This window comes from Bacillus sp. NEAU-Y102, assembly GCF_054788175.1.
In genome coordinates this window covers 1-19,141 of record NZ_JBTWFK010000023.1, presented here as the reverse complement: position 1 = coordinate 19,141, position 19,141 = coordinate 1, and the positions used below count along the sequence as shown (strand labels likewise).

At 32.5% G+C, this 19,141-nt stretch carries 16 protein-coding genes and 4 pseudogenes; 3 read left to right on the top strand and 17 right to left on the bottom strand.

The genetic code is table 11. The annotated features are described in order from the left end of the window. Positions 1-38 precede the first annotated feature (38 nt). From ACYFX0_RS30490 to ACYFX0_RS30450, 9 genes and pseudogenes are all read right to left on the bottom strand, one after another. A protein-coding gene (locus ACYFX0_RS30490; RefSeq protein ID WP_097826534.1) for an IS3-like element ISBt2 family transposase occupies positions 39-1,195 on the bottom strand; the annotation gives its coding sequence in 2 pieces (ribosomal slippage) (positions 39-943 and positions 943-1,195; 1,158 coding nt in all). 159 nt (positions 1,196-1,354) lie between these two features. Then, positions 1,355-1,800: pseudogene (locus ACYFX0_RS30485) on the bottom strand (SMI1/KNR4 family protein). Positions 1,801-1,818: 18 nt separating this feature from the next. Beyond that, on the bottom strand, positions 1,819-2,271 hold the full coding sequence (locus ACYFX0_RS30480) for a YrhA family protein (protein ID WP_000265799.1): 453 nt from the start codon (positions 2,269-2,271) through the stop codon (positions 1,819-1,821). 24 nt (positions 2,272-2,295) lie between these two features. Then, positions 2,296-3,936: a T7SS effector LXG polymorphic toxin gene (locus ACYFX0_RS30475; protein WP_097826161.1), complete on the bottom strand. Its 1,641-nt coding sequence runs from the start codon at positions 3,934-3,936 to the stop codon at positions 2,296-2,298. Next, positions 3,933-4,295, bottom strand: coding sequence for a DUF3958 family protein (locus tag ACYFX0_RS30470; RefSeq protein ID WP_000076127.1), 363 nt, complete (start codon positions 4,293-4,295; stop codon positions 3,933-3,935). Before ACYFX0_RS30470 ends, ACYFX0_RS30475 begins: the two co-directional genes overlap by 4 nt. A 40-nt stretch (positions 4,296-4,335) precedes the next feature. Then, complete coding sequence (locus tag ACYFX0_RS30465) at positions 4,336-4,611, bottom strand: TIGR04197 family type VII secretion effector (protein ID WP_000529661.1); 276 nt, start codon at positions 4,609-4,611, stop codon at positions 4,336-4,338. A gap of 162 nt (positions 4,612-4,773) precedes the next feature. After that, positions 4,774-5,070 (bottom strand): WXG100 family type VII secretion target, encoded by a 297-nt coding sequence (locus ACYFX0_RS30460; RefSeq protein WP_000918588.1) that lies wholly within the window; start codon positions 5,068-5,070, stop codon positions 4,774-4,776. 212 nt (positions 5,071-5,282) lie between these two features. Next, positions 5,283-6,644: pseudogene (locus ACYFX0_RS30455) on the bottom strand (IS3 family transposase). Positions 6,645-6,721: 77 nt separating this feature from the next. After that, complete coding sequence (locus ACYFX0_RS30450) at positions 6,722-7,051, bottom strand: hypothetical protein (RefSeq protein ID WP_000566275.1); 330 nt, start codon at positions 7,049-7,051, stop codon at positions 6,722-6,724. Positions 7,052-7,190: 139 nt separating this feature from the next. Between ACYFX0_RS30450 and ACYFX0_RS30445 the strand changes: the two are divergent. Together ACYFX0_RS30445 and ACYFX0_RS30440 are read left to right on the top strand one after the other, a co-directional pair. Continuing rightward, positions 7,191-7,307, top strand: a pseudogene (locus ACYFX0_RS30445) (transposase); the annotation flags it as partial. A gap of 479 nt (positions 7,308-7,786) precedes the next feature. Continuing rightward, complete coding sequence (locus ACYFX0_RS30440; RefSeq protein ID WP_000473828.1) at positions 7,787-7,936, top strand: hypothetical protein; 150 nt, start codon at positions 7,787-7,789, stop codon at positions 7,934-7,936. Between the two features lie 39 nt (positions 7,937-7,975). Here ACYFX0_RS30440 and ACYFX0_RS30435 read toward each other — a convergent pair. The 6 genes and pseudogenes from ACYFX0_RS30435 to ACYFX0_RS30410 all read right to left on the bottom strand — a co-directional run. Next, positions 7,976-8,309: pseudogene (locus tag ACYFX0_RS30435) on the bottom strand (DDE-type integrase/transposase/recombinase); the annotation flags it as partial. An 81-nt stretch (positions 8,310-8,390) separates the two neighbouring features. After that, positions 8,391-8,624: a hypothetical protein gene (locus tag ACYFX0_RS30430; protein ID WP_001005923.1), complete on the bottom strand. Its 234-nt coding sequence runs from the start codon at positions 8,622-8,624 to the stop codon at positions 8,391-8,393. 280 nt (positions 8,625-8,904) lie between these two features. Then, positions 8,905-9,384, bottom strand: a complete 480-nt coding sequence (locus ACYFX0_RS30425) for a DinB family protein (RefSeq protein WP_001033112.1) — start codon at positions 9,382-9,384, stop codon at positions 8,905-8,907. A 27-nt stretch (positions 9,385-9,411) separates the two neighbouring features. After that, positions 9,412-10,644: an MFS transporter gene (locus ACYFX0_RS30420; RefSeq protein WP_000937089.1), complete on the bottom strand. Its 1,233-nt coding sequence runs from the start codon at positions 10,642-10,644 to the stop codon at positions 9,412-9,414. A gap of 6 nt (positions 10,645-10,650) precedes the next feature. Then, positions 10,651-11,754 carry a HesA/MoeB/ThiF family protein gene (locus ACYFX0_RS30415; RefSeq protein WP_460272064.1) on the bottom strand — a complete coding sequence of 368 codons (1,104 nt, stop codon included), beginning with the start codon at positions 11,752-11,754 and terminating at the stop codon, positions 10,651-10,653. A 292-nt stretch (positions 11,755-12,046) separates the two neighbouring features. Further along, positions 12,047-12,856, bottom strand: coding sequence for an isocitrate lyase/PEP mutase family protein (locus ACYFX0_RS30410; protein WP_223266716.1), 810 nt, complete (start codon positions 12,854-12,856; stop codon positions 12,047-12,049). A 113-nt stretch (positions 12,857-12,969) separates the two neighbouring features. Between ACYFX0_RS30410 and ACYFX0_RS30405 the strand changes: the two genes are divergently transcribed. Further along, on the top strand, positions 12,970-14,871 hold the full coding sequence (locus tag ACYFX0_RS30405) for an FAD/NAD(P)-binding protein (protein WP_074791116.1): 1,902 nt from the start codon (positions 12,970-12,972) through the stop codon (positions 14,869-14,871). A gap of 35 nt (positions 14,872-14,906) precedes the next feature. On the opposite strand, the gene purB is transcribed toward ACYFX0_RS30405, so the two are convergent. Together purB and ACYFX0_RS30395 are read right to left on the bottom strand one after the other, a co-directional pair. Continuing rightward, positions 14,907-16,262 carry an adenylosuccinate lyase gene (gene purB / locus ACYFX0_RS30400; RefSeq protein ID WP_016078039.1) on the bottom strand — a complete coding sequence of 452 codons (1,356 nt, stop codon included), beginning with the start codon at positions 16,260-16,262 and terminating at the stop codon, positions 14,907-14,909. An 845-nt stretch (positions 16,263-17,107) separates the two neighbouring features. Further along, on the bottom strand, positions 17,108-19,141 hold a 2,034-nt coding region (locus tag ACYFX0_RS30395), incomplete at its 5' end, for a thioester reductase domain-containing protein (protein ID WP_460272063.1).

The window sequence follows — 19,141 nt, the reverse complement described above, 5'->3', positions numbered from 1 at the left end:
TGAAGTGAACCCCGAAAACGGGACACCAATCAAAACACCTAAACCACTTGTTCCCTAAATTCTTTAGGGGATAGGTGGTTTAATTTTTCTTGAATTCGCACACAATTGTAGTAATGAATGTATTCTAGCACAATCTTTCGCACAGTTGTGTTGGATACTTTTGTTATCTTTTGTGAATAGAAAGCTTCACTTTTTAAATGACCAAAGAAGCTTTCCATGACGGCATTATCATGGCAATTTCCTCTCCGGGACATGCTGGTGATCATGCCGTTTTCTTTGGCATACGCTTGAAATTCTTTTGCTGTATAAATACTTCCTTGATCCGAGTGAAGAAGGACATCTTTTACTTTTCGCCCTCTCATTGCTTGTTTCAATGTTTTCATCGCTAATGTCAGTGTTTGTGATTCGCTGATGACACAACTAATAATTTCACGATTAAAGGCATCCATGATCGTTGATAAATACAAGGTACGCTCTCCAAATAAGAGATACGTCACATCCGTAAACCACTTTTCATTTGGTTTGGATGCATCGAATTGGCGCTCCAATCGATGAGGGGCTACCATTGGTTCCGCACCATTGATATATTTCTTTTTCTTTCGACGCACTTTTGAAAGAATATGATTTTGTCTCATGATTCGTAATACTTTTTTATGATTGACACACAGTCCCATTTTTCGAAGAGTAGCGGTCACTCTTCGATATCCATACCGGAATTTATGCCTAAGACAGACGTCCTTTACTTTTTCTTCTATATCATCTTTCAGATCTTCCGTTCGTTGTAACCAACGATAAAATGTAGAACGGGGTAATTCTAATACGTTACACAAGTCTTTTACCGTTATTTTTGTTTGTACATTTCTCCATAAAGTAACTACAGTTTCTGGTTTCAGCCCCTTTCGATTTCCAGATACTTTCCCCATACAAGTAATTTTGTTTTTAGATGTTTATTTTCTAAACGTAGCTGTTCTAATTCACTGAGCTCTTTTGGTCCTTTTCCATAAGAATATTGTTTTCCTACAGGTTGTTGAAAACGGTACGTTTGATCGGTACGATACCACTTCATCCACGTCTTAATTTGGGAAACATTTTTAATTCCAAGCTTCTCCATAATTGTCCAATTGGAATATCCATCCTTTTTCATTTCAATCACTTTCCACTTTACTTCTTCTGGGTAATGAACTCTTGTCTTCAAACGAAAAACACCTCCAATGAATTTGCATACTTAGTATGCGAATTCAGGAGGTGTTTTTTTCATGTACCACTATTCGGGTTCACTTCATTATACATAAGCTTTTTTACTCATGATTAGATATTTTTCAAATGCTACACCTTAATGCAAGTCTTAAAAAGATTAAATATAATAGTCAGGATTTTCATCCATTTTAATTAAAAATTCTTCTAAAGAATCCGCTATTTTCTCATCTTCAGAGTAAGTAGGACATTGACCTAATTCATTTTCCTCTTTAAATTTAATTGTTAAAAAGTTAAGTTCTGTTACTTCAAAAAACACTAATGAATCATCATCTAGGTTTGGATTATATTCATAAATATCTTGCCTTAAACGGAAATCTGCAACTGAAATCGGGTCCATAAATCTGTTGAAAAACGTTCTTGTATCAGACTTAAAAAACCACAACTTATTTCTTGATAAAAGCGTTTCAGTTCTTTTGGAAGTTCCATTTGTAATAAGCTTTCTGCCTCATCTATCTCATCTTGATATATAGGATAGAAAATAGGTTTTTGTTTAGAACGGACACTTCTGTCTGCTACAACATATTCTTTTAAAAAATTAAACATAATTTTTAATACCCCCTATTAAAGAAGGGTTATTTTTAACGCTTCCTCAAGCATTGTATTAAAATCATTATATGTGTTCATTACCGTACCAGATGGTTTATCAAGTTCTAAATAAGTACCGTCTGATAAGCTCTTACAAAACCACGCAATATTTGAATCGCCAAAGAAAAGATACTCTTTTTGAAATTCATTTTCATACCAAATCTCATTGGTTTCTATAAGCCCGCAAATTGATTCGTCCCTTTCTGTATCTAACAAATAAGAGTCAACTCCATAAAGTACTAGCCCGTTAAAATCTAATCCATTTACAGTTTTAAGAAACTCCTCATATTCACTCGGTAGGTCAACATTATAACTCTCTTTCATGCGTTCTCTTAATTTCTGAACTTCACTATCTGTTGCTGGTGTATTCAGTTTATCATTAAAACTTTTCTCTATTTTTTCAATTTCTAAAACCAGATTTTTCCACATATAAAAATCCCTTTCTAAGTTTATTTATTCTCCCTTAGGGTAGATGTTATGTTTTGGTATAGGCCAGCTTACGTCTACACTATCTCCCTCTTGTAAGTGTCTAGTTAACGTACGTTGTGTATTAGTTATAGCTTTATGATATGGATGATTTTGTATTAATGTTAAATTTCCAAAATCGTTTGTTCCTCCATCATCTAAAGGGAGGTTATGATGTACTTGCCACCCTTTTGGATTGTTTCCTCTTTTCATCCTTTCTATATCAGCATCTGTTATTCCCGCTTTTTTGAGTTCTTTCAGTTTAACAGGATCATTTACCAATGCATTAAGAAAATCTTTTCTCACACTCCTATCAAATTCCTTCCGAAGTTGTTCAGCTTCTTCTCGAGTTCTCTTAGAGTAAGTAATTTCATCAACTTTAACATCTTTAAGAATTACATCTTCTCCATATAATTTACCAACAAAAATGTCACCATCCGTAGTCCTTTTAGTATATTGATAAGGTGATAGCTTATCCTTAGCTGTTTGATAAGTATCAATAAAGCTAGATTTTAAAGAACTTCCCCCAATACCAGCATAAGCAAAACGGTTTCCAATGTTTAAATTAAAATTATTTAATACGTTTATTGCATTTCTATATGTAGCAGAATTAGTTACTCTGGACATACCTTTTGTTAGATTTGCAGTAGTTGCTACCTTCGATACTTTACTTAATCCTTTATCACCAATAAGTCCTAATCCAACTTGTGTTAAAGCATAACTTCCCCATTTAGCACGACTTTCAGCATCTCCATTTATTACATCATTAATAAATGAATCTGACAATACATTATACATCGTACTGAGGGTATCAATAGGGTGCAAAGCAGCGTTCCCCATGTTTTCCCACGTTTCCCAATCTCCTAAAGCTTTTATTCCGTCTATTGTATCGCTAACTGCTTGTCCCGTACCATCTACAATACCGTCCCAAATTTTTTCACCAGTAGATTTTTCAGGTAGCTTACCACACATTTCACCTTCTTCAATTGAATTGGCAGCTTGTCGTGCCCTCTCTTCTGTAATCGCTTGAATTGAAGTTGTCCATTCCATATTCAACCCTTGCATACTAAATGTACCACTTGCAGGACTAAACCCTTTCCCACTTTGAACTTCCGCAAGACCTGCAGCAATACTAGCTGCTAATTGAAGTGCTGTACTATAATTATTACTAGAGTTCTGATTGAATTGATACAAATGATCCAGCTTTTCTTGCAGTTTTTGCCTCATAACAATAAAAAGATTTACCATGGCATCCATACCCGGCATTGGCATAGCTTGATTGACAGCTTCCATACTTGTTTTCATTCGGTCAATTTCCCGAATTTGTTCTAATATCTCGTGTTCAATTACATCTGCCTGAGCTACCTGTGATTGAAAGTCACTTGGAAAAGCATCATTTTGACGGATTAATTCTTCACACAAATAAATGATTCCTTGTGCCAAAGGTCGAAAGGTTTGTACAAAAAATGCTTTTGCACTACTATATGTTTGCCCTTGTAAAACAGTATCAACTGCAAAAGCGTCAATCGACTGAATGGCTTGTTCCATACCTTGAATAGTAGCGGTACATACAGCATTCATGCTTTGAGTTTGGCTTCGTACCTCTCCCAAATACATATTTAAACTCATGCATTGACCTCCCTTGTTAATTGTTGTTGTTGATAGGAAAGGGCGTTTTCTAAATCATTAAGGTCTCGTCTTTCTTTAAGCAACGTTTCTTTTTTGTTTTCCAATTCAAATGTGACTTTTCGTTCAATATGTTGTGCATCTTGATACGTATTCATAAAAAACTGGGACATTTCTCTATCACCATGCCAAGTTCCTAAAATTCGATCAAACAAACGACGATTTCGACTTCTACATTCATAAAAATCTGCTTCCGCTTGTTCTTGAGCTTGAATCGCAGATTGATTTCGGTCTTGTTCTTCAAATACACTTCGTAACTTTTGATTTACTTGATTAATTTGTTTTTCAATATCTTGACTCATCTTTTTCCTCCTACTATTTTACTTTACGTAGGTTGTCACATTAGCGAAAAGTATTGTGAAGTTCGTTATCCATTCTCTCAAATTCATTAGATACCGAATGAATATTATCAACCGCTTGTTGAAAGGCAGCGGAAAATTGTTTCGTCAAGTCTAACATTTGTTGATTCGCTTCTTGTGCTTTGAAGTTAACAGATAATGTTGTACGCGTCGCCTTTGTTATAGAACGAGTTGTTACACTTTGAATCCTATCAGAGGCTGATTCCATTTTCGTAGCAATTTGCGTTGCTGTTTGTAAATTACTTTGAAATTGTCCCATTCTTTCAAACCCTTTCTATAAGTTTTCCAAACGCATCAAAGAAATCTCATAAAATATATATCCCTATCAATATCACTCGCTCTAGGCATGCAATCAAATGAGCCATACAATATAAGCTGTATGGCTCATTTGAAATGCTTGTTATATAGATTATGACAATTTTTATTTCAAACCGAAATTACGTGATAATTCTTCATCATGAGAAGCAACAGCTTCTGCAGTTTTATTCAGCTGCATATTAATTTCTTGTAATAGCTGTGCAAAGTTTTGTACTTTTGGCTTTAATTCATTGAACTGTTGATCAAAACCTTCGAAAGCACGACCTTCCCATTCTCCTCTTAATTCATTTTGCAAGTTTTGTAGTTGACTTAAAATGTCCTCAATTTGATTTGCACCTTGTCCATATCGAGCCGCTTTTGATTTAAGCTCCTCTGGTGACATACGAATTTGTCCAGCCATTTTCATTTCCCCTTTAATACATAATAAGCAAAATATATTTTGGTTAATTTTACTAAATAGATTATAATGTATTATTTTGAACTTTTAAACACTTTATCTTTCTATTGAATATTAGAATATTAATATTCTACTTTTTCTTGCTTTACAAGATTTTATGCAAAAAAGACCACCAAAAGGTGAACTGACCCCATAAAGTTAGACAGGTCGTTTCATTAGGCAGCCTTTAGGGCATGAGTTCGATATTGTACCGGACTCATGCCTTTTAGTTTTGCCTTAATTCTTTTGTGATTATAATAATCGATATATTTTTCAAATTCTTGTTTAAAGTGTTCTATGCTTTCAAAATCTTTTAGATAAAGAAATTCAGATTTCATAATACCAAAGAAACTTTCAATAACCGCATTATCGTAACAGTTCCCTTTACGAGATATACTTTGCGTAATCTTGCGTTCCTTTAGGGCGTGACGATACTTCTTCATTTGATAATGCCAGCCTTGATCAGAGTGAATAAGGAGTTCGTCTTCTTCTGTCAATTGTTGAAAAGACTTCTCCAACATCTTCGATACAAGTGAATAGGTTGGTCTTGAATCAATTGTATAAGCGATTATCTCTCCATTAAATAGATCTAACATCGGTGATAAGTAGAGCTTCTCGCCACATAATTTAAATTCTGTTATGTCTGTAACCCATTTTTCGTTCGGCTTTTCAGCTTTAAAATTACGTTCTAAAATATTTGGCGCAATCTTACCTACTTGTCCTTTATACGAGCGATATTTTTTCATACGAACTAGACTCTTTAAACCTAACTCTTTCATAATTCGTTGAACTTTTTTATGGTTGATTTTGTGTCCTTGGTTCATTAACTCATCGCGAATACGGCGATATCCATAACGACCTTGGTGTTCATCGTAAATGTTTTGAATTAAGGATCTTTAGCTCTTTATCTTTATCTGGTCGATTAGAATTCTGTATCCAGTAATAATATGTACTTCGTGGGAGTTCTGCTAATTTTAAAAGTGCCTGCACCGGAAATGCTTTCCTTAGTTCATAGATTACTTGCGCCTTATCTTGTTTGGTGATTTTTCCTTGTTTTGAACTAAGGCATTCAACTTTTTTAAATAAGCATTCTCCATACGCAAACGCTCCAATTTAGCTTGTAATGTTTCTACTGACTCTTCTGTTTGTGTTTGTTTCTTAATTGATTTTTGATTGTCCTTAGTCATAGATTGACGCCCCTTTTTCTTCGATTTAAGGGCGTCTACTCCTTTTTGATGTAGCTGAATACGCCATTTTCTAATAAGTCCAGGTGAAGAAATATTAAAAATGACTGCCGTTTCGTTTGGAGACGTCCCATTTTCGAACATATAATTTAGTACGTCTAGTTTATACTGTGCAGAATACGTTGTATAGCCTTTTTCAAAGGCCAGGATTCCATGATATTCAAATTGTTTTATCCACATGCGAACCACTTCGTGATTCGCTCCCAATGATTTCGCAATATCTTTTATACTCTCACTTCCATCTTGATAATGTATTACTGCATTCATTTTGTCTTCTGAAGTAAATTTAGTCATAAAAAAACTACACCTCCAATTGTTAGACTGTGTCTAACAATTGGGGTGCAGTTTTTTTATTGTTTCTTGCAAGTAAATTATTTATATTCCTGTCTATATAATTTAAACGAATAAATAGCTCCAATAAAAAATACAAAAGCTTCAAATAATATAAAGATTTGACGGAAATTCTCAATATCTTTACCAACTAAAGAAATAAATATAGCATTCATTAGAATTTGAGTAGTAAACATACGAGAAGTAATTTTTAAATAAATAGCATTTGTGCTTTCATCTGGTTTACCAATTTTTTTGTAAATAATAATAAGTGCAATTACTGAACCCAAAAATAGAAGTGCTGTAATTCCTACAACGATATTGAAATTGCCTGTACTTTCTAACATCCATTTATTTAATAGATCAATCATTATTATCTTCCTTTCCTACATAAGAGAATATTTCGTCCTTCTTTTTCACTATAATAAAAAAAGAAAAAGGAAAACATCGAACTTTCTTACAAACATTCGTGTATTCTTACAGTTTTGTCATTTTGTAAATGTATTCATCGCCTTGCCTTTCACTATTTTCTTTGGAAAACATAGTGAATTACGAGAAAGAGCGCTACAAGATCAACTTCCAAGGAGTAGTGCACTAAAACTCTTAATTAATGCAATTAGTTTGTTTTAAAGTAGTAAGTGGACAATACTTCTTAGTTGTAGAAAGTATCGAGATCCCTGTGCCAATTCCAGCGTTTGCTGCAGCTCTATTAATTGGTTTAGGAATAATCCTGCTTTGTTCTTAATTTAAGGAACTCCAAACAGCCCTACCTTTCAATTGATAAACCCTCAAGTGTATGAATGCTTGGAGGTTTCTTATAAAAAAAAGACGCCATAAGGCGCCCCCACAATTGGGTAGATAAGAATTTAGTTTTCCAATCTAAAGAAGTTTTGTATCAGCTCTTTGAGAGTATATCATAATATTCGGTTCATTTATTATGTATTTTTACATACCTATAAAAATCCCTCTATTTTCCACTTAATAAAATGAATTACCAATATTAATAAGATTCAAATAAACTTTTCTACAAATTCAAAACATTTACAAAATAAGAAAAGTGATATATTTAGGGTGCAAGTTATAAAAAATATTAAGGGGGATTTATTATGTTCAAGAAATTAGTAGTTGGAGCATTAGCAACTGGTATTAGCTTAATTGTTAGTGCATTTGGAACACCGTTTAATAATAGGATGCAGGTGTTAGCCATGTTACATAGTAAATTCGTTGAAGATTCGGTTCTGGTGCAAAAATGTTAGTTGGAAACATAGAATAGCAATTTTCTCTTCATTTCTATCTTATGAAGCTAAGCCAAACCATTTAGGAATAAATTCTTTCTGATTTTGGACAGACTTGTCCGGTAAAACAAGTTGCCCGTTTTTTATCATATGCATAGATTCGACACCACTCAATATAGAGATTGCTGTTTTAAATGACTTGAATCTCTACAGGATAGGCAGGGTTCTTATCTACTGTTATCACACGAGGTTTAGAAACATGCGAAAAAGCCAAGGCTTTCTTGAAAAAGCGCTTGACTGCTGGTTTATCTCTTGATTTACTTAGATAAAAATCAATTGTATTACCCTCTGAATCAACTGCACAATATAACTATATCCATTGACCTTTTACTTTTCTTTCAACTTAGGTATTATATCTTTCTGTAACGTTTGTGAGGGATTTAAGTGTCAATTCTTTGTACGATAAATTTCAATGTTAAAATCCGCTTTTTTCTTTTTTCTTTTCTTCAGACCCTCTTATTGATTCTTCTAAACACTTCAATAATACGTCTTCACTTTTGCATCGAATAGCTTCATAAATTTTAGGTCCAATGTTCTCAGGCAATTGCCTAACTGCAACATAGAATCCACTAAACAACATTTCTAATTCACTTGCTGTAAACTCATACTTCTTTAACTCGCCTTCCGATTTGCGTACAGATTCATTCACCAGAGCATTCTGTGTTATATCTAACAAACATATTAAATAATCGTATAAACTTGCATTTTCTTATATATATTCAATAACTTGCAAACGTTCATTAGGAAATCTTCTCAACGCTTCCATTTTTATCTGTCTATAACTCGGAGTATGCTCATGAATATCTGTTAAAAACTCTTCAGTGCTCATAACTCTTCCCCCTACATACTCATGTTATATATTTTAACATGTATAACTCGTCAGAAATAGAAACATTTATTTAGAATGCTAACGGATAACCATTTTTAATTTAATCCCATAGATGAGGTCTTTTTAAACCTAAAGCCCTCATATCTCTTAATAATTGCCCTGTATGTACGGCTTCATGATACGCCATTCTCATTAACATATCTCCAAGGTTTCTAGTATATCCTACATCTGAGCGATCTATTTTTATATTTTCAAGATCTTCCTCATTTAATCCCATTATAAAATCTAAGAAATTTTTTCGATAAGGTTTTGCAAAATCAACCTCATCTTGAATGGTTGAAAAATCGCGTGTATTGAAAGGATTTGGTTCATCATCGCTATAGGGCAAACTTTTTCTAGTCTTTAAAATTTCAAGATATAAATATTCAGCTTCTAAAACATGCCGTACTTGTTCTAATATAGTCATTGAAGATGAATCAACCCTATGAAATAAAACCTCACTGGGAATAGAACTCCATAAATTTAAACTTCTCCGGCGTACTTCATTAGAATTCATAATTATTAGTTCAATTTTGTTCATAAAATAACTCCCTTTACACTTAACTAATTACAATGCTGTATCATTTTGAATCTTATCTAATCTTTTTCTATCAAATAAACCAAGACTTACACCTACGATTGATGATACTATCGCGAAAGCACCTGCAACTAAGAAGATTGACAAAACATTTATTGACTCAGCCAAAAAGCCAGCTATCATAGCACTAAAAGGTAAAGCTAAAAATGCTACCATTCTAGTAGAACTGATAACTCTTCCGAGCAACTTGCTAGGTACAGTCTCTTGTCGCAATGTAAACCAATTAATAGCTAATAAAGTAACTGATCCTTTAATAAAAATTTGACAGAATACTAAAATTACTAAGCTGAATTGAGAGAAGTACAGGAGCATCTGGGCAAGTCCTATAACAATCCCTGAATAAATAATAACATTTCCTCTTGGAATATGTTTAAATTTACTTGCAAAATAAACAGCCAAAATTGGTCCAATTGCCTGTAATGAAAAAATTAATCCAATATTTATAGGACTCAAGCCTAGATAATCTTTCAAGTAATACATAAAAAGAGATTCTACAGCTCCAAATCCTATATTAATACCAAAAATAACTAGAGAACCAACTAAGATAATTTTCGTTCCAAAGACATATCTTAGTCCTTCAACAATAGGTTTTACTAATTCAGGGCGTTTCTTCTCTTCTTCAGCAAAATCTCTAAATTTTAAAAATAAAAATATTGTTCCTGATAAAAAGAAGGCCACACTTGTTATTAATAAAACATTCGAATTCCCAAAAAGCGCTATTGCAATCCCCGCTACGGCGGGTCCCAAGAATGTGATAATCGTTTCGCTTAGTCTAAAGAATGAGTTACCTTGAATAAGATCCTCTTTAGATAAGATTTCAGGAACTGCAGATTCAAAACTAGGATGATGAAAAGCTGCTAAAGCAGATAAGGTAAAAGCGGCAATATATATAACTATTATGCTGTTATAACCACTTAAAAAAAGTATAGGAACTACGAGTACAAAAAGCGCTGAAGCATAGTCTCCTATTATCATTATCTTCTTTTTAGACATTTGGTCTGCTAATGCCCCACCTATTAAACTAAAAATAACTTGGGCTCCAAGCTCTAATGCTAGTACGAAGGCCATTTTACTTGGAGAATGGGTTAAATCATAAACAATTAATGGAATTGCTATAGTGAAGAACCACATTCCTAATTTACTTATTGTCATCCCAGAAAAAAGTATTACATAATTCTTATTTAAAAAAACTTTAGGTAGCATATCAAATCACTTCACTTCACTTTTAACTACTTGACCACAGAGAGGACAATCTAACATTTTTTCCCACGAAGAAACAGTATTAGTTTCTAGGGTTAAAAAGTCCACTTCCATAACTTTCCCTAAAGAAATAGGTTGTGCAATCTGCGTTAAAATTTTTAATGCTTCATTAACAATTGTTCCAGCTACAATAGCTACGTTTGGACTTATAGCAGCATTGTTTCTAGTAAACTCCATGTTATTCATAGCTTCTAATTGCTCGTCTTGTTTATCGTTTAATTGGCTTGCATAATTAATGTGACATTGTACACAACCTGTCTTAGAAGGAATCATAGAAAAGAATCTACCACGAGTATTTAATACTCCACCATAAACCATTGGCAGATTACATTTAACCACACCTTCGTTTACCCAGTTTGCAATATGTAATGTTGGCTTATCTGCAACACATATCACAAGCTCAGTTCCTTCAATATGTTCAATCACATCTTGAGGTGACTCTATTTTCTTATTTATAATTTGAAGATCCACATTAGGGTTGAATTGGGATATTCGCTTTTTAGCCATTTCAACCTTACTATTCCCTATATCTGATTCCGAATAAAGCAACTGTCTATTAAAATTACTTAATTCAATATTATCAAAGTCCAGAGCTTTTATATTATGAAATCCTAATGCTGCCAAATGATACAGTACTTGTGTTCCAAGTCCTCCTACACCAAGAAGTGCAATAGGCGTTTCTAAAATCTTTTCTTGAATTTTATATTTATCTTCTCCGAATTTCGTGAATAGTGAAAAATAATTTATATTCGCTTTATATCTTTCTAAGATGTAATCATTGAGTTCTGGTACAATTGAATTATCTTCTAAATAACCTTCATTTCCTAAAACTTTTATAGCCTCAATAATTTCATTTGAACTAATATCAGGAAATTCTTTTTGTACTTCTTGAACGATGTTTGGAATGTTTCTCTGGCCATCTAATTTATTTATTAGAAATGAGATGCTACCAGTAGGGTCTGGAATTATACCTGCTAAACCTTCTTCTTCACCAATTTGAATTTCTTTATTTAGGAAAAAATAAGGGATAGTTTCTTTAAATTTTGGTTTCATTTTATAACATCTCCTTAATTAATTGATTAATTAAAAAATTAAGAAGAACCGGAAATCCGGTTCTTCTTAATGACTTAACCTGGTACATTAGTAAGTGCATTAGCAGCAACTACTTTTTTAGAAGCTTTTTTTACTTTAACGATCATATGTAATCACCTCCTACATTTGATAAATCTAGCATAACACACAAAAAAGAGAAATTACATAATAGTCTGATAGTTTCGGGTTGAGAAACTTTTTTTTGAAAATTATAGAAATAACTATTTTTAGTAGTTTATTCACCTGTAAAAAATCAATCCATAAGCAAGTTTAAGTCTTGATAGGTTAAGTTTCCATTTGAATGTAATAATTTTCCCTGTTTAAAGGTGCTGCTTATCTTATCAAGGTTTGTTAGAATATTCCTAAAAGCTGAAGATCCAAGACTCACTCTCTCAATTTTTAATGTCTTTATGTTTTGCATGGAATTTAAGTTTTCACTTTGAAGCAAATTTATAGGTAACTCTATATTTTCTCTAAGTACTTTTATTGTCTCAATATCCTTAACTCCAGGAATAAAAATACAATCTGCTCCGGATTTTTTATATTCTTCTGCACGAACGATTACATCCTTAATACGATCTTTTAAATCGCCAATATCTAGCCAAAAACTATCAATTCTTGCATTTATGAAAAGATGAGGCGAATAAGCTTTAATAAAGTCTAAAATGACCTTTTGCTCATTAATTTCTCTTAAATACGTACCTCTCCCATCCTCTATATTTATACCTACCACTTCAAATTTTTCTAACTCGTTTAATATTTTTCGTAAATCAAAAATATTAGCGGTATATCCTCCTTCAATATCAGCTGAAACAGGAAGTTTGGTATTTTTCGAGATATTACTAATGGAATTTAACATTAACTCTAAAGGAATCTTCTCGCCATCTGGATAACCTAAGGTTGCTGCGATACCAGCACTAGTAGTCCCAATCGCTTGAAAATCGTTTCTCTCAAAAATCTTAGCACTTGATGCATCCCATGCATTTGGAAGCATTAATGGATTGTTTTGATCATGTAACGTTCGAAATAACTTAATTTTCTCTTTAAATTCCAATTTAAACACCCTTTAGTAAATTATTTTTTTAGTTTTACACTTGACTTTTTTTGCACCTACTAGTTATGTTGTTTTACATAACGGATTAAATTAGATCTTGCAGAAAGGATAGGTGTGAGTATATGAAAATCGCGATAGTAGGTTTAGGACCAAGAGGTATATCAGTATTTGAAAGAATAGTCTCTAATATTTTATCTGAATTAAAATCAGAATCTTATGAATTTTTTTTGGTTGATCCACATCCTCCAGGAGGAGCTGTATGGAGAACAGACCAGTCACCTCAACTTTTAATGAATACAGTGGCTTCGCAAATAACTTTATTTACTGATGATAGCGTCCAGTGTCGGGGTCCTATCGTTAATGGGCCTAGTCTATTAGAATGGGCAAATGAATTAAGGGATAAAATTGACACTTTAGATATGCCCACCGTTATTACAGAAGAAATTTATTCCTTAGAACCTAACTCTTACCCTACAAGAGCTCTATACGGCTATTATCTTAAAGATTCATTTAATACTATTCTTGAAGAATTACCCTCAAATATTAAGATTAACTTAATTCAAGACACATTAATTAATCTCTATCCGAACAATGAAGATTATACTTTATTTCTTAATAAGTCTTTAACACCAATTAAAGCTGAAAAGGTTATCTTTACAACTGGGCACTCAGATCAGAAATTAACTTCAGCTGAAGAACATTTCTTTGAGTTTGCTAATAGTAACAACCTAAATTACTTCCCACCATCCAATCCAGCAGATGTTAATTTAGATTCAATAGAACCTAAAACTCCCGTAATAATAAGGGGATTAGGCCTTAATTTTTTTGATTACATGTCACTTTTAACAAGTGGGAGAGATGGAAAGTTTGAAGAAATTAATGACAAATTAAATTACATTCCCTCTGGTAAAGAACCTTTATTAATTGCAGGTTCTAGGCGAGGCTTACCTTATCACTCTAGGGGACAAAATCAAAAAGGTTCTTCAGAAAGACATATCCCACTATTTCTAAAAAATGAAGTTATCGAGCAGTTAAAACATAAAAATAACCTAAGCTTTAAAAAAGAGATATGGCCTTTCGTAAAATTGGAAGTTGAAAGTATCTATTATACAACTTTAATTCGCAATCTCTATGGAATAGAAAAATCTTGTCAGTTCCTTTACGAGTTTGTTAATTGTGCCATAGAATACCATAAGGATCTTTTAATCAACTTTGGAGTAAAATCAGAACTATTTTTTGATTGGCACAAAATTAGTTGTCCTTATGGTGATAAAAAATTTAATTCAATAACAGACTTTCATAATTGGTTAGATACTTACTTACATAATGATATTAACGAAGCAAACCTGGGTAATAAAAACAGTCCACTAAAAGCCGCATTAGATGTTTTAAGGGATATCCGAAACGAAATAAGAATACTTGTTGATCATGGAGGAATAAATGCTGAATCTTATAAAGAAGAGTTACGCAATTGGTATACACCTTTAAACGCATTTCTTTCAATTGGCCCTCCTGTTCAAAGAATCAAAGAATTGAGGGCATTAATAAGAGCCGGAATTTTAGTTTTAGTTGGACCTGAAGCAACTGTAGCTACTTCACCTATAAATAAAGATTTTAAAATTAGCTCTAACCGTGTTAAGGATTCGATATTTCATGCAAAGAACCTAATTGATGCTAGACTACCCTCAGTTAATATAAATCAAAGTAAAAATATTTTAATCTCAAATATGTTAAAAGCAGGTCTAGCCTCAGAATTTAAGATTGCAACGAACAATAATTATATTTTTGAAAGTGGAGGTTTAGCAGTGACTCCCCCCCCAAATAGATTAATAGATAAAAACGGTAAAGTTAATCCTAATTTATACTCCTTTGGAATTCCAACAGAAGGCGTTCATTGGGTAACTGCTGCGGGAGCGCGACCAGGGGTTAATTCTGTAACACTCCTTGAATCCGATTCAATTGCAAGAGATGTTCTAGGCTGCAATATTACAATTAATAATGTGTATAAGCAGACCATTAGCTGAGGAATTATTCCTCAGCTAATGGTCTTAAATTGGTTTTATGTATAACTCAACCACTTGTTATAAACATCATCAACAAACTTTTCACTCAACCCTGTGTATGATTCTGGATTAGTAAGGGAATTTATCTCTTCATCGCTAAAATACTTCTTAATTTCATTGTCTTCTAATAAAATATCTTTTAAATCTTTGTCTTCTTCAAAAGCTCTCATTGTTAATTCGTACAATAAATCATGGGCAGTAGTTCTACCAATTATCTTCCCCAATTCTAACATTACGTTCTCAGATACTATTAAACCTTTGGTAAGAAAAAGATTCTTTTTCATTTGTTCTTCATTTACTATTAAGTTTGTTAAGACATTTTTAAGTTGTTCTAATGCGCCGCTTAAAGTTATGCAAATTTCCGAAATATAAGACCATTCAGATTGCCAAAATGTAACATCTCTTTCGTGTTTCTGAATCATACTGTCAATAGCTAAAGTTGATTTTCTATTGACTATTTTAGTTAATCCCACAATATAAGAGCAAGTCATAGGATTTCTTTTATGCGGCATAGTGCTACTTCCTACTTTACCAGAATGGTACCCCTCTTCTACTTCTCTAATCTCTGTTCCTTGAAGGCTTATTATTTCTTCTGCAACTTTAGCTGTAGTTGCTCCAATCATATTTAAAATCATGCTAAATTCTGCAAATCGGTCTCTAGACGTGTGCCAAGATACTAAGGGTTCAATTAGGTTTAAATTTTTCACATACTCTTTTCTAACAGCTAACCCTTGCGCTCCTAATGAAGCTAAAGTACCAACTGCACCTCCCAGTTGCCCCACTAAATATCGGTCTGCACCTTGTTGTAACCTTTCTAAGTGACGACCAAGTTCATCTGACCATATAGATATCTTATATCCAAAAGTAATCGGTAAGGCATGCTGACCTAACGTTCTGCCTGGCATTACTGTTGACTTATATTGCTGGCTTAATCTCAAACATATCTTTAATATTTCTTGAGTTTGATTATAAATAAGTTCATGAGCACCTTTAATTTGCAGGGTAAGTCCCGTGTCAATTATATCTTGTGTTGTTGCTCCCCAATGAATGTACTTACGTGATTCTTCATCACATAAACTCTCGAACTCATGTAGGAATGCTACAAAGGGGTGTCCAGTTTTTTTCATTCCTTCTCTAATCTTATTAAAATCAAGTTTATTTTGGTCAGCTGCATTTGCAATATTAGTCGCTGCATTTTGAGGTATAATACCTAATTTAGCTTCAGCTTTTGCTAAGGAAACTTCTGAATTAAGCCACAATTGTATTAAATTCTCGTCTGAAAAATTTGTTCTCATTTGTTTTGTACCAAACTGGTCCTTAAAGATTTCAGAATCAATTGGTGTCGAATTCATTAGTATCACCTTTCTTTTTCATTAATTTAAGATAAAATATCTACTATTGATATTAGCATATTAATGTAAGTAATTTGTCTTAAAATTGATTTTATATATTTTTGAAACCTAAAATGAAAAGGAATACGGGAACAAAAGAACAAAAAAACACAACAGATAAAAGATTCTTTTCGTAACAAACGAAGGGATCTTTTATCTGTTGTAAGAACCATGGGTTCCCAAGAATCCTTCACCTATCATTTATTCATTTCCTGTTCCCAATTATCAACTTAAATATCCGCTACTCCCTGTTCCAATGGCTACACATCTCCTTTTGTTACTGTAGCTTGTTCATATAACGTGTTTAACGATGTTATTCCCCATAAAGAAAAAGATAATCCACTTAAAATTGTAATCTCGATGACAGTTTTCCCCTTACCTTATATAACGTAGAAAGCTGAAAAAGTACTTGTTATATTGTTATTATTCCTTCATACTCGTCTCTACATAGTCTAAATTCAATTCATTAAATTCTTCTAATGTATCTAACGCTCTAACGTATTCTATGGGGGTATTTCTTTCTTTGTTGGATAATAGCTTGTTGTATTTTCCCATCTGTTTGCAATTTTTCGACAGCAATGTCTCATACGATATGAAAAACTCTACTAGGGTGTCTTTTACCCAATATTCAAAAGGTTACATGTGTTTGCTGACTAAAAATTATTTCCTTATAAAGGATAGAATCACAATAATTATGCATATAATTCCGCCTAAAAGCTTGTCCTATTTCAGTGATTTTGTCTAAAAAATTTTGCGTATTTTTTTAACTGTGTTCCTTTAAAATTTCTCATTTCTCATGAGTCTGTTCAGTTTTTTAAAGTGTAACTTTGTTTAAAAAGCTTTGCAACAGAATTACTACCAGTAACACTCGTCATATAATTAATAATTTGTTGTATATATTCACTATTAATAATAGGCCATTGAATACCTAATAATTTTAGTGTTTTTTGAGTTTCAGTCGAATCAAGATTTATTGGTTTATAACAATTATCTTTTGGTTCTTCAAATGTCATGAGGTTTTGAATATCTTCCTGTTTCTTTTTATCTTTAGAAAGTTCTAAAATAAATTGTTGATACTCTGTTTCAGAAATTACTTTAATTGGATATCCCATTGAATTTAGTAATTTTACAAGTACATTTAAATTTAACGTAAGATGATTGTATATATGATTTACGCAATTTTTGCTATTTTCATGTATTTCATTTGAAGTTACAAACCCTGTGATAATTTTGCTGCAATAATCTACAGGTGTAAACTCAACTTCACTTGATAATAATACATCTGTCACGATACCATATTGTAATATAAATTTTAATTTGCTCATAAATGCATTTTCGGTGAAGTTATATTGATGTTGTCCATCAATATATCTATTTGTAAGATTTCCTACTCTATAAATAGTAGCATCTGTTCCCCTTAATATTGCCTTGAATATTTCATATTCCGCCAAAAATTTACTTTTCACATACACATTATCTTTGTAATTTTGTTTTACATAAAAATCGCTTTCTTTAAATATTGTTTCCGTTTCATTTAATACAAATTGTCCGGCTACACCAGTTGTAGATATATGATGTAAATCCTTAGTATCACCAACAAATGCAAGAAGTTCTTTTACCGCCTGGACATTTGCTCTTTCAAATTCACTATACTCGCCAAAATGTTTTGTTAAAGCTGCAGCATGAATAACAGTTGATATTTGTTGATGAAGCTCCTTATATAATTCGTTTTCTAATCCCATATTTTGTTTAGCTAAATCACCTTGTACAATAAAGATACGTTGATTTACTAAAGATTGATAGTTTACAAATTTATTTTTAAAATAAAATTTTAACATGTGTAATAAACGATTATTTGCCTCTTGTTTATTTTCCCCACGAACTAAACAATATATCTTACATTCTGTAGTATCCAATAGTTGTTCTAGTAGGTGAATACCTAAGAATCCTGTAGCACCTGTTAAAAGTATTTTGCTATTATTACTAAATTCGTGTCTTTTTGTTTTCTTTAGCTTCTTTGGAGGAGTTGTCAATTTAATATCTAATGTATCTGAATGTGAATTTACTTTATATCCATATTGAATTTTTTTAGCTATATTATTAATTGTTTTTAATTCAAAGTAATCTTTAATAGTTACATTCCAACCTTCAGAAAATGTTTTTACTAAAGTACTCATAATTTTTAAAGAGTGCCCACCTAGATCAAAAAAATTATCATTTACCCCAATGACAGAGGAGTCAATCCCTAATACCTCTGACCAAATTTCTACCATTTTTTGCTCTACTCTATTCCGAGGTGCTATATATCCCTCGTTCGTTTGTATAATAGAGGCCCATGCAGGTAAAGCATCTTTATCTACCTTCCCATTAACAGTTAATGGCAATGATTCTATCTTGATAAAATGAGCCGGGACCATATAATTTGGAAGATGTACCCCTACATGTTTTCTCCACTCTTGTGTATCTCCTTCGCCCACAATATAGGCTACTAAGATGTTATCTCCAAATGAATCTTCTTGCGCTACCACAGTAACTTCTTTAATGTCTGGATGATTTCCTAATATTGTTTCAATTTCACCTAACTCAATTCGAAATCCTCTAATCTTAACTTGTTTATCAGCTCTTCCTATATATTCTATATTTCCATCAGGTAAATATTTAACTAAATCACCAGTCCGATATAATCTATCATTAGAGCTATTCTTGAATGGGTGTGGGATAAATGAGGCCTTTGTTAATTCAGGTTGATTCAAATATCCTCGTGCTAATGCGATACCTCCTATATAAAGTTCACCTACTGTTCCAATAGGGACAAGTTTTTTAGCTTCATTTAATACATA

Coding starts and splice junctions, on each gene's coding strand:
- ACYFX0_RS30480 (WP_000265799.1), bottom strand. CDS start 2,271: ATGTGGAAAAATCTGGTTTTAGAAATTGAAAAAATAGAGAAAAGTTTT.
- ACYFX0_RS30475 (WP_097826161.1), bottom strand. CDS start 3,936: ATGAGTTTAAATATGTATTTGGGAGAGGTACGAAGCCAAACTCAAAGC.
- ACYFX0_RS30470 (WP_000076127.1), bottom strand. CDS start 4,295: ATGAGTCAAGATATTGAAAAACAAATTAATCAAGTAAATCAAAAGTTA.
- ACYFX0_RS30465 (WP_000529661.1), bottom strand. CDS start 4,611: ATGGGACAATTTCAAAGTAATTTACAAACAGCAACGCAAATTGCTACG.
- ACYFX0_RS30460 (WP_000918588.1), bottom strand. CDS start 5,070: ATGGCTGGACAAATTCGTATGTCACCAGAGGAGCTTAAATCAAAAGCG.
- ACYFX0_RS30450 (WP_000566275.1), bottom strand. CDS start 7,051: ATGATTGATCTATTAAATAAATGGATGTTAGAAAGTACAGGCAATTTC.
- ACYFX0_RS30440 (WP_000473828.1), top strand. CDS start 7,787: ATGTTCAAGAAATTAGTAGTTGGAGCATTAGCAACTGGTATTAGCTTA.
- ACYFX0_RS30425 (WP_001033112.1), bottom strand. CDS start 9,384: ATGAACAAAATTGAACTAATAATTATGAATTCTAATGAAGTACGCCGG.
- ACYFX0_RS30420 (WP_000937089.1), bottom strand. CDS start 10,644: ATGCTACCTAAAGTTTTTTTAAATAAGAATTATGTAATACTTTTTTCT.
- ACYFX0_RS30415 (WP_460272064.1), bottom strand. CDS start 11,754: ATGAAACCAAAATTTAAAGAAACTATCCCTTATTTTTTCCTAAATAAA.
- ACYFX0_RS30405 (WP_074791116.1), top strand. CDS start 12,970: ATGAAAATCGCGATAGTAGGTTTAGGACCAAGAGGTATATCAGTATTT.
- purB (WP_016078039.1), bottom strand. CDS start 16,262: ATGAATTCGACACCAATTGATTCTGAAATCTTTAAGGACCAGTTTGGT.